11 protein-coding genes are annotated in these 10,281 nt (G+C 67.8%); 8 read left to right on the top strand and 3 right to left on the bottom strand.

Annotation, left to right across the window (positions count from 1 at the left end; all coding sequences use genetic code 11):
* The 5 genes from M8I34_RS21680 to M8I34_RS21660 form a co-directional block, all read left to right on the top strand.
* Nucleotides 1-231 (top strand): WYL domain-containing protein (locus M8I34_RS21680; protein WP_250051404.1); only part of this gene is annotated, 231 nt, incomplete at its 5' end.
* Between the two features lie 540 nt (nucleotides 232-771).
* Nucleotides 772-1,071 carry a hypothetical protein gene (locus M8I34_RS21675; protein WP_250051402.1) on the top strand — a complete coding sequence of 100 codons (300 nt, stop codon included), beginning with the start codon at nucleotides 772-774 and terminating at the stop codon, nucleotides 1,069-1,071.
* Nucleotides 1,072-1,963: 892 nt separating this feature from the next.
* Nucleotides 1,964-2,509 (top strand): sigma-70 family RNA polymerase sigma factor, encoded by a 546-nt coding sequence (locus M8I34_RS21670; RefSeq protein WP_250051400.1) that lies wholly within the window; start codon nucleotides 1,964-1,966, stop codon nucleotides 2,507-2,509.
* Nucleotides 2,506-3,171, top strand: coding sequence for a hypothetical protein (locus M8I34_RS21665; protein WP_250051398.1), 666 nt, complete (start codon nucleotides 2,506-2,508; stop codon nucleotides 3,169-3,171). The genes M8I34_RS21670 and M8I34_RS21665 overlap by 4 nt, the downstream gene beginning before the upstream one ends.
* Nucleotides 3,172-3,458: 287 nt before the next feature.
* Entirely contained in the window at nucleotides 3,459-3,677 is a 219-nt protein-coding gene (locus M8I34_RS21660) for a hypothetical protein (RefSeq protein WP_250051396.1), read from the top strand.
* A 151-nt stretch (nucleotides 3,678-3,828) separates the two neighbouring features.
* On the opposite strand, the gene M8I34_RS21655 is transcribed toward M8I34_RS21660, so the two are convergent.
* Complete coding sequence (locus M8I34_RS21655; RefSeq protein ID WP_030987520.1) at nucleotides 3,829-4,104, bottom strand: hypothetical protein; 276 nt, start codon at nucleotides 4,102-4,104, stop codon at nucleotides 3,829-3,831.
* A gap of 1,178 nt (nucleotides 4,105-5,282) precedes the next feature.
* Between M8I34_RS21655 and M8I34_RS21650 the strand changes: the two genes are divergently transcribed.
* The gene (locus M8I34_RS21650; RefSeq protein ID WP_250051394.1) at nucleotides 5,283-6,041 is read left to right on the top strand and encodes an SDR family oxidoreductase; all 759 of its coding nucleotides are present in this window, start codon (nucleotides 5,283-5,285) and stop codon (nucleotides 6,039-6,041) included.
* Between the two features lie 466 nt (nucleotides 6,042-6,507).
* On the opposite strand, the gene M8I34_RS21645 is transcribed toward M8I34_RS21650, so the two are convergent.
* The gene (locus M8I34_RS21645; RefSeq protein ID WP_250051392.1) at nucleotides 6,508-6,897 is read right to left on the bottom strand and encodes a cupin domain-containing protein; all 390 of its coding nucleotides are present in this window, start codon (nucleotides 6,895-6,897) and stop codon (nucleotides 6,508-6,510) included.
* 130 nt (nucleotides 6,898-7,027) lie between these two features.
* Complete coding sequence (locus tag M8I34_RS21640) at nucleotides 7,028-7,924, bottom strand: alpha/beta hydrolase (RefSeq protein ID WP_250051390.1); 897 nt, start codon at nucleotides 7,922-7,924, stop codon at nucleotides 7,028-7,030.
* A gap of 96 nt (nucleotides 7,925-8,020) precedes the next feature.
* Here M8I34_RS21640 and M8I34_RS21635 point away from each other — a divergent pair, with 96 nt between their 5' ends.
* The gene (locus M8I34_RS21635; protein WP_250051388.1) at nucleotides 8,021-9,064 is read left to right on the top strand and encodes a CdaR family transcriptional regulator; all 1,044 of its coding nucleotides are present in this window, start codon (nucleotides 8,021-8,023) and stop codon (nucleotides 9,062-9,064) included.
* A gap of 342 nt (nucleotides 9,065-9,406) precedes the next feature.
* Entirely contained in the window at nucleotides 9,407-10,075 is a 669-nt protein-coding gene (locus M8I34_RS21630) for an HAD-IA family hydrolase (RefSeq protein WP_250051386.1), read from the top strand.
* Nucleotides 10,076-10,281 lie beyond the last annotated feature (206 nt).

The following is a 10,281-nucleotide window of genomic DNA, read 5'->3' as shown; positions in this document are numbered from 1 at the left end:
TCCATGGACCAAGCACTGCGGCTGATCCCGTCGACAGTCGGTACCCACCATCCCGAAGGCCCCGACGCCACGATCGTCGACATCGGCGGTCCCGACGCAGACGGGCTCGCCCGGTACCTCCTCAGTCTGGCCACACCCCTGCGAGTCCTGTCACCGGAGGCTGTACGGCAAGCCCTGCTGCGCCGCACCCAGGAACTCATCGAGGACAACGCGAATGGTCAGCCCCGGTAGCGACGTTGCAGGAGAACGAGCGCCGAGCCCAAATGACGCGAGCAACGAAGTACTGATGGAAGAGCCACTGCCCTCATTGAGCTGCGCTACTGCTCTGCTTGCCGGAGGAGGCGTGGGTCCGCGTGCGTCACCCACACACGGGGCGGTGACCGTATCGAGGCACGGAACAAGGGCGGCGCCTGTAGGCGCAAGTCCTGTTACGCGAACACGGTGGCACCCGGCCGGTCCTCCGCGTACACCGCCTACACCGCCTACACCGCCTACACCGCCTACACCGCGATGGTGAACGACAAGGGAATCAAGGCCAGGCGCGGCCGTCCCCACAGCGTCCACGCGCGTACGCAACATAGACTCCCCCTGCCGGTTCGTCCGCCGACCCCACCCGCAGAAAGGTGCCGCCGTGCCCGAGCAGTCCGTGACCGCCCCCGCCCACGGCGGCTCCCGCTTCACCGCATTCGCGGACGTCGTACGAGCCGCCGCTCCGATCTGAAACCACGCCCGCCGGTCCACCGAACCACCCGCAAAAGGACAACTCCCCCCGTGAAGAAGAGCGCGATAGCCGGCGGCTGCATCCTCGGCCTTCTCGTGATCGCCGGCGCCTACCAAGGCAGCACCACCACCAGCGACCCGCTGACTCTCGCCGAATACCAGAAGATAAGGGCGGGCAGCACCGAGAAATTCCTGTTCACCCTTGCCAGCACCTGCCAACAGGACAGCGAAAAACTCGCCGAAAGCTATCCGATCACCTGGACGTGCTACGGCGCCGACGGCAGCAGCAGCGCGGTGTTCTTCTATTCCGAGGGTGTGCTGTTCAGCAAGGCGCAGACCGGGCTCACTTAAGCCCCGTGCGGCAAAAAGGTCCGCGCCCACAGCCGTCAACCATGCTCGAACTCGCCTGGCGAAGGTCCGGATCCCTCATCTGGATGCGCATCCTCAACCCGGCGGCAGCAATATCGGCGCCCGACTGACGGCCGGACGCCGATATCCCTCAGGTCAGGCGGCGGGTGCCCCGGGTCAGGGCGCCACGAGTCGGGCGAACGCGCGAGGGCGTGACTCCCGCTCGTCATGAGCGAGGCCCGAGGCCCTGATCTGCCGATCCGGCGTGGCTGATGCCCCAGGCCCCCCAGGCCGCCGGCGTTCCGAGAGGGCGTCGCCGTGCGACAGGGTCGATTCAAGTACTGAGCAGACGGACGCCAGGTACAGGTGATTCGTGGAGGCTCGAATGACACAGGCGACCGCCTCGTGGCACCGCTGAACGCTTCCCATCGCGGCACCGCCGAGGGCGAGGCGCCGCAACTTCCTCAGCTACAGCGGACGTTGTGGCGAGGGCGATGTCACGTTCTGCCGTGCCGACCGCACTACTCAGGACAAGGATGAACGCGACAGCGTCCGTCGGCAGACGTTCGATGAAGGACTTTGTACATGGAGACGACGAGGGTGGTGTCTGTGATCACCGGCCGGGCCGTGTGTGGCGGACGCCTATTGAGCGGGCGGGCGAGTCGGCACGCATCACTGCGACGGGCGAGTCAGCGCGCATCACTGCGGCGGACAAGTCGGCACGCATCACTGCGGCGGCCGGGTATCGGCGAGCAGGGGCCGTACAGCTGGGTGCGCCCGCTTCCTCCGGCGATCCGGCTCTCGGAGTGCGGTCCCGGCCACCACGAGATCATCGTGGGGGACGGTGCTCGTGAGGGGGACTGCGGTGGATGCTGATGCGCCACACCAATCCGCCGTGTCCGTGTCGCTGGTCTCCCCCGCGCCTCGGTTCCCGTCCGCGCCCGGGGAGAGTGGAGCCCGCTCCGCGTTCGCGGCCTGCTACGAGCAGGAGATCGTCCGGCTGACCCGTTTCGTGATGCACCTGGGGGCGGCGCCGCACGAGGCTGCCGACATAGCCCAGTCCGCGTTCGCGGTGGCATTCGAGCAGTGGGAGTCGATCCAGCATCCGAGAGCATGGCTGCGCACCGTGGCGCAGCGGAAGATGCAGGCGATGCGGTATCCCCGCGAAGAGCTGACCGATCAGCTCCCGGACCTGCCGGGTGGCCGGTGTCCGGTGGACGCGGTGGAACTGAGCGAGGAAGAGGCTCGCGTGTACGAGGCGCTGAGCTGGCTGCCGGACCGGCAGCGGGAGGTCATGGCGTGGACGCTGGACGGATACAAGCCGCAGGAGATCGCGCGGTTGATGAAGGTGACACCGGAGGCGGTGCGACAGAACCTGCACCGCGGCCGGACGCTGCTGAAGAGGGCGCTGCTGAGCCCGGCGAACGGAGGTGCGCGGTGAGCGACAGCCGGCCGATGCAGTCCGGTGACGACTCCGATGCCCAGCTCGATGCGCTCTTGATTGCAGCCGGAGAAGGGGTGCGCGAGCGGTTGGCGGACGCCATAGATGTCGATGCGGGCCGGGCCGCCATCTTCAAGGCGTCGGTGGTGGTTGAGGAAGTGCCCGCATGCGGCGAGCAGGACACCTCGCACTTGGCGTGGCTGCTGCCGTCCACCGGTGACTCCCTCATCCAGTGGCTGGCGGTCTCCGCTCCTGGTTATCTACCGCAACAGTTGGACAAGGCCATGTCGACCATCAGGACCATGACCGTCGTGGGCCGGGCCCTTTTGCCGGAGTCCCTGCGTCCGTGCTGGGGGCTGGCCACCGACTTCCTCACCGAATCCCGGGACAATCTGGTCAGGCTGAAGACCGGGCTCGCCCATCGCGAACTCACCCGGGAAGAGGCTCTCACCCTGCAATATCGGGTCCGGACCGGGATCGGACAGGTGAGAGGAACCCTGCGCCAGGCCAACCGGTCCACGCACGCACCCGATTCCGCCTGCGTCATCGAGCGGCTGATTTCCACCAGCGAGATGATCCTGATTCTTCTGGGCTGGACCCGTCAGGGCATCGAGCAGCTCTTCGCGGACACCGAGCAAACGCTGCAATGCCCTACTCGATGAGGACAAACGCCACGGCGTCGCAGGTCAGGAGCTGAGGTTCACCCTGCGGGCCGACTGGCGGCCCCGCCTCCGGCGGGGCAGGGGCCCGCGTTACCCACACGGCCCCCCAGAGCGCGACACCCATCGCTGCCCACCACATGCGGAGCCCGCTACCCCACCCCTACCCCCGGTGGTGGAGCAGCGCGCTACCCCACCACCGCACGGCACGGCACGGCACGGCACCCGCCTGCCCCGCGATCCAAGGCATATCGCAAACCAAGGCATACCGAGCGAAGGACGACACCGTCATGACCACCCACCACCCGAACCGCCCGCATCAGGACGACGCACACCGCGGCATGCGAGTGCAGCTGCTGCTGCTCACTCTCGGGTTCATCGCGGCGGCCGTGCTGGGCGTGGTCTACCTCAGCTACCAGCACCCTCGCCTTGCCGTCCCGCTCGGCACCGGCGGTGCGGTGGCCGCCGTCCTCGTTCCCCAAGCGATTGCCGGCTACAAGGGACGGTGAGACCGACGACCCGCTGGTGGGTACGCGGACACGTCAGCCGCCGTCCAACGCGGCAGGGGAGCACCCGTCCCCGGGCATGCGTGCGGTGCTCCTCACCCTTGGCGAGGAGCACCGCACGTGGGCGTACCCCGAGACGGTCAGCGAGCAGCCGTCAGTTGCCCGGAGTTTCCGCCAGCCGGAAAGGCCCCGCGGCACCGGGGCCGAACATCACCGGCAAATTGCGCCCCCGCGGCACCACGACGAGCGGCTCCTCGCGGTACTCCCTGAGAAAGTTCTCCAGGGGCTCCCAGATGAGGCTTCGGTACCCCGATTCACTCCGTTGGGGTTCGAAGGAGAGGGTCAGCGCAGAATCCGTTACGGTGACGCTCACTGCGTCCACTTCCAGCCACTCTCCACCGATCCAGGCTTCGAGCCTCACGTTTGACATGACGCAAGGGTGCCTTGCCTCCCACGTCACCCGCAAACCGCCCCCGCCGGGATGCCCCCACACGGCGACCTTCCGCGTGAGAGGCCGGCTCCCCCAATCACTCACCGATATGGCTGGCTTTCGGCGCTGAGCGCCGCTTCCCCCCAGGTGCACGGCGGCAACGTGAACACCTCGATCGCCTTACCCCGCACGGAAGTTGGTCGAGGTCTCCACGGCCTCCCCGTCGGGCACAGGACCAGCGGACCGGCGACGGGAATGCGGTTCCTACGGGGCGCCACGCAGGAACTCAGCCTGTCGAGGAAAACCTGGACCATCCGGGCCGAACACTCTCGCTCAGGCACTCTGGCTCAGGCCGCTGCTGGCATCTCACTCGACTGCCTGCCGCACCTGGCCGTCGACGCCAGCATCGGCTTCGACCGCTCCTTCCCCCCGCGAGGGGATCCGGCACTGCGGCAAGCCTTGAGGGCCTACCGGCGGCGCAAGCTGGCTCGCACCCGCTTCGCCACGTGCGAGCCCCTCCCCATTTCTTGGATTCCCGGATCCACCCCCCGACGCTCGACCAGTACATCTGCCCACTCCCCCGACGGAGACTCCACCCCACACAGCTCCGGGCCTCCCTCCGGCCCGTACTCCCTGAACGTATGGAGGAACGGCAGTACCCGTACCAGCCAGGCCAGATGTGCCCAGCTCGGAGAGGGCGGCTCCGGCATCCAGCACATCTCGCTGCGCTCCGTATCCTCCGTGGGCACCACACCGGCCGCGCGACCAGGACCCGGGGATCAGCCTCCGCACCTCGCGGAAGGCGAACGACCGGCCGGCAACTCCCACAGGTGGAATCGTGGCGGAGTGAGCGGTTTTCGAGGTTGGCCTTGTAATAGCCCTGGGCCGAGGCCACGGACTGCGTCTTGGCGAGCTTCTTGCCGAAGGCCCTCACCTGCGGGGTCGCGGGTCGCGGCCCAGGACCCCTTGGCGGTATTGCCCTTGACTGCGACGCAGCCTGCCTTGGCCGTACCGCTCAGCCTCTGCGCAAGGACGTCGATCCTGCCGTACTTCTTGCCAATGGCCCTTGTACGAGCGGGCACCGAAGCCCCTCCGCCTCGGGAATTCCTTGATCGACCGACGTGCTGCGGCGTATGGAACAACTGTCCGCGACTCAGCACCACACGGAGCCAGCAGCCATGAATGAACTGCCTTTCCGCGTCGACGGTCCCGCTGATGCGGGATCTCTCCAAGGACGCACAGTGGTCCTGATCGGTGGTGGATCAGGCATCGGCTTACGTGTCGCCCACCAGGCGGTCGGCGACGGTGCCCGTGTCATCCTCGGCGGGCGTACCCGGGAACGCCTCACCGCAGCGGCGCAGGAACTGGGCAGCCGTGCGACATGGCGGACCGTGGACACCACAGACCGTTCCTCGCTCGCCTCATTCTTCGCGGAACTCGACCACGTCGACCACCTGTTCACCTCCGCAGCCTCCTATCGCGTCGGGCCCATGATGGAATTGAGCGACGACGATGCCGAGAGCCCCTTCGTCTCCAAGTTCTGGGGCCAGTACCACGCGGTCAGGTATGCCGCGCCCAAGTTGTCGGAGGACGGATCTGTCGTCCTGATGTCCGGTGCCGCTGGGGCACGTCCGCCGGCTGCCGCGCCCGCCTACGCAGCCTGTAACGCCGCGATCGAGGGGCTGGGCCGGGGCCTGGCCGTGGAGCTGGCGCCGGTTCGGGTCAACGTCGTCTCACCCGGCACCATCGACGGAAACCTCTGGGCGCACCGAGCGGAGGAAGACCGAGAGGCAGCGTTCGCCCAGTACCGCAGGGACTCCATCCTGCGTCGGCTTGGCACGGAGGACGAGATCGCCCAGAACGTGTTGTTCCTCTTCACCAACGGATTTACGACCGGCGCGACCCTGTATCCGGACGGCGGCTACACCCTTCGCTGACTGTCTGATCCACGTAACTGCCGGGCCCCGGCGACGGCCCGGCACGGCACGGCACGCAGGAGCGGCACTGGCTCGGGCCGGCAACGCCGAAGGAACATCGAAGACACCAGTCCCCGGCTGGACGGGGGTGGCCAGCCGGGGGCTGCAATGCAGGTGCCCCGCACATCGCCATCAAAACGCGCGGGAGCGGTGGCTGCGCTGGTTAGTTGGGGCGGATGCCGAGCATCGCGGTGAGGGCGATCTTCTCGCCATTGGCGGCACCCCCGTGGCTCGCCCCGGGCCGGAGTTCGGGCCAGTGTCGGGGGGCACGGTGTCATCCCCCTCCGCCGCGTTCGCGCCCGGACCACCTCACTACTTCTACCTCCACCGCTACCTCTACCGTCATCTTCAGGCAACAGATCCAGGAATCGGACGAAGGAGAACCCGATCCGCAGAACCAGAAACGAGCCGCGGTGTGCGACCCCGCCTAGGCTCCGCTGCGCTTCTCCAAGCGGCTGCCGCGGGGAAGGGTGACGGACATGATGTCGCCAGGGGCTTCCAGTGCCATGCGATGCCATCGCCCGCGCGGCACGATGACCGCGGTCCCAGCCGCCAGCTTGATTTCCTCCTCCTCTTCTCCTGGCTGTTGCGGACGGAAGTGGAGCCTTATCCCGCCGGTGAGGCAGGCGACGAATTCATCTGCGTCGGGATGAACTTCCCAATGGTCGGCGTGGACGTCGGCGTCGGTCTCCACATGGAAGGCCATCAACTGCCAGCCGTCCCGCTCGGGGTCGAACGCTGGCTGCTCGGCGCGCACCTGGCCGCCTTGCTGAAGGTGGATAAACGAGGCGAAGAGATCGATCGGGGTGACAGTCATGCGGGATCGTCCTTCCTACGGTGATCTTTCATCCGGGTGGGTTGCGGCATGGGATCGCCAGCCGGCTCGACCGCGCCAGCTCGGCCGCGCCGGATCGACCACGCCGACTCGACCGCGACCGCTGGCCGCCTCACTCCGCCAAGGCACGGCGCAGAACTGCGGCGAGTTCGGCGATCTGCCGCTGGGACACCTCGGCGGACAGGATCGCCTGCGACCCGTGGAACGTGCCGGACCACTGGTGCAGCTCGACAGAGACGCCGGCCTGCAACAGGCGCAGCGCGTAGGTGATGTCTTCGTCGCGGTTCGGACAGAACTCCGCGGTGGCGATGTAGGCGGGTGGCAGGCCGGACAGGTCGGTGGCCCGCGCCGGGGCGGCGTACGGCGTGGCGGGCGTAGCGCCCAGGTAATGCCGCCACGAGGCGGTGACCTTGTCGCGATTCATCCAGGGCGTGTCGGTGAAGTGCCGCGCCGACCACGTCTCCTGCCGGTCGTCGAGCCCCGGCTGGTTGAGCAGCTGGTAGCGGATCGACGGCCCCTGCTGGTCACGCGCCCGCAACGCCACCGCGGCCGCGAGCCCCCCGCCGGCACTGTGGCCTCCGACCGCGATCCGCCCTGGATCGATGCCGAGGTCGGCTGCGTGCTCGGCCGTCCAGGTCAGTACGGCGTAGGCGTCGTCGAGGGCGGCCGGGAACCGATGCTCGGGGGCCAGACGGTAGCCCACCGAGATCACCACCACGTCTGAGCTTTCTGCGATCCGAGCGGCCCACGGGTGCTCGGTGTCCACGTCACCCATGACGAATCCGCCGCCGTGCAACCAGACGATGGCACCCTGCGCCTGGTGCGGGCGGTAGATCCGCACCGGCACGTCAGACTCGGCGGGCACCGTGCGGTCCTCGACCTCCATTCCTGCGGTGTCCGGCGCCGGCACCGCGGCGGCCAAGTCGGCGAAGTTCTTGCGTTCGGCGACCGGGTCGGTCAGGTCGGCACGGGGGAACAAGGGGATGAATGCTTCCAGTTCAGGGTCCATGTCGGCCATCCTCAGGGAGGGGCGCCCCCGAGAGCATCCGCCAACTGTCGGGCATCCCACCCCCATCACGCGCCGATCGGCGCCTATCCTCCTGACATGGAGGCACTGGCCTTACGGCTGTCACAGCTGGATTCGCAGGTCGAAGGCGCGATCCGCGTCATCATGTTCTACGACACACTGATGCGCCGACGGGTGGATCTCCCAGCACTCGCCCGGGCCTCGGCGGGTCTGGCCGAGTGCGTGGCCGGGATCCGGCTCCACGGCACTGGACGGACGATCCGCATGTCGCCCGACGGCAGGGAGGCACCCGCCTCGCCGCCGCCCGCGTCCTCCACCACGCCGATCACACTCGACGAGGAGGAAATCGGCACGGTGTGGCTGGAGCGCCCCGGCCCGCCCGGCCCGCTCGACCTCGACGAGCTGCTCCTTGACCGGCTCGCCCTAGCCGCCGCGGCGGTCGTCGAGCGGTACGGTCCGGCCCGCACCACCATGGCCGACCCCGCCCTCGTCGAACTGGCGATCAGCGCCGACAGCGACGACGCGGCCCGCGCCCGGGCGCTACGGCTGCTGGGTTTCGCCGCCGACCTGCCGCTCCACGTCGTCGCCGTACGTTCGCAGCTTCCGCTCGACCAGGTCGGCGGTCTGATCTGCCCGGCCCGCCCGGTGAAGGCGGCACCGCTTGCCGACGTGGGCGTCATCCTGGCCACCACCGTCGATCAGGCCCGCTTTCCGACAGGTGCCGTACGCGCGGGCATCGGCGCCGCCGAAAGCCCCGATCGGTCCTGGCGGGAAGCCCGCACCGCCCTCCGCTTCACCACCCCACGCCAGCCGGTCGTCCACTACGACAGCCTGGGGGCATTGGCACTGCTCGCACAGATACCCAACGACGTCGCGCGAGACAACGCCGACGTCGCCGCGATCGCCCGCATCGCCGACAACCCAGGAGAACTGGAAGCTCTGGACACCTACTGCTCCACCGGCTCCCTACGCCGGGCAGCCGACCTTCTCCACCTGCACCACAGCAGCGTCGCCCGCCGACTCGAACAGACCGGAAAGATCCTGGGCATCGACCTCACCGAACCCACCGGCCTGCTCCGGGCCCGGCTTGCCCTCACCGCATGGCGGCTTCTCAACGATTGAGGAAGAGAGGAAGATCCGCCTCGTCCCCCCTCCTCACCCATACGACCCGTACGCGGTGGGGCGTCTGCCCCCAGCCCGTCGACGATCTGCTGCACGGCGTGACAACGACGGTCATCCTCACCGGCCTCGGCGTCTTCAGCCCGCGGCCAAGGAGACTCGATCTGCCCGATCTGCTCCATCAAAAAAATCGATGCGCCGCACCTTGATGGACTGCCAAGTCCCGACGGAACGGCCTGGGCTCCGTCTCACTGGCTTTCCACCTTGCGTTCCCAGTTCGCACGCCGTGGACAAGGCCACAAAAGACAACAACTTGCTTGCCGATCCCTGTGTTATCCAGGGGCAGTGACGACTTCCCAGACTTCCAAGAGGCCCTTCGATGCGGTGTTGTGCGACCTCGACAACGTGATCCGTTTCTATGACATGACGCAGCTGGCAGGACTGGAGCGTGTCGCCGGGCTGGCACCAGGCACGACCATGAAGGTGGCCTATGCACCGGAGGTAGATCTGCCCCTGCTTCTCGGCAAGATCACTCAGCAGCAATGGGTGGAGTCCATCGTGCTCGGCCTCGCGGGGCAGGTGCCGGTGGTGCAGGCGCGTGAGCTGGGTACGGCACTTGCCGCGGCGCCCTTCTGGGCCGACAAGGTAGTGGTGACCCTGCTTCGGCAGGTACGGGCACACATGCCTGTGGTCCTGGTAACGAACGCAACCCTGGAGCTCGAGAGCGACTTGGCGTCGTTGGGGCTGGCGGATTTCTCCGGTCATGTCGTCAGCAGCGCCCGGCTGGGGGTGGCCAAGCCGGACCGGGAGATCTACGAAGTGGCGGCCGAACGGGCAGGTGTCGCCCTTGATCGGTGCCTCTTCGTGGATGACCGGCTGGAGAACGTCGAAGCCGCAGTTGCGCTCGGGATGGTTGGCGTGCACTACGGCGAGCCTGCGGACCTCCGCGAGTCGGTGAGCTTCCTGTTGGACAGCAGCCACGCGGCCGTCTCACTCAGCGGCGACGTCGAGTGAGACAACCCTGAGGAAGTGAAGCCGGGAGCCAACGTTCGTCACTGGTGACACACCGACCCGAGTCCATCTCACTAGCCGTTGTGTCCGTCCAGGTCACAGCGTCAACCACCGAGCGTCGAGCAGCGAACAGGATCGAGTGAGCAGGACCGAGTGTGAGCAGGGCCGAGTGAGATGGGGCCTCAGGTGGCATCCGACGGTTGAGCCCG

Origin of the sequence: Streptomyces sp. MCA2, assembly GCF_023544705.1 — a bacterium.
GTDB lineage: Bacteria > Actinomycetota > Actinomycetes > Streptomycetales > Streptomycetaceae > Streptomyces > Streptomyces decoyicus.
Note: the sequence above shows the minus strand (reverse complement) of the source record. Positions and strands in the feature narration are given on the sequence as shown.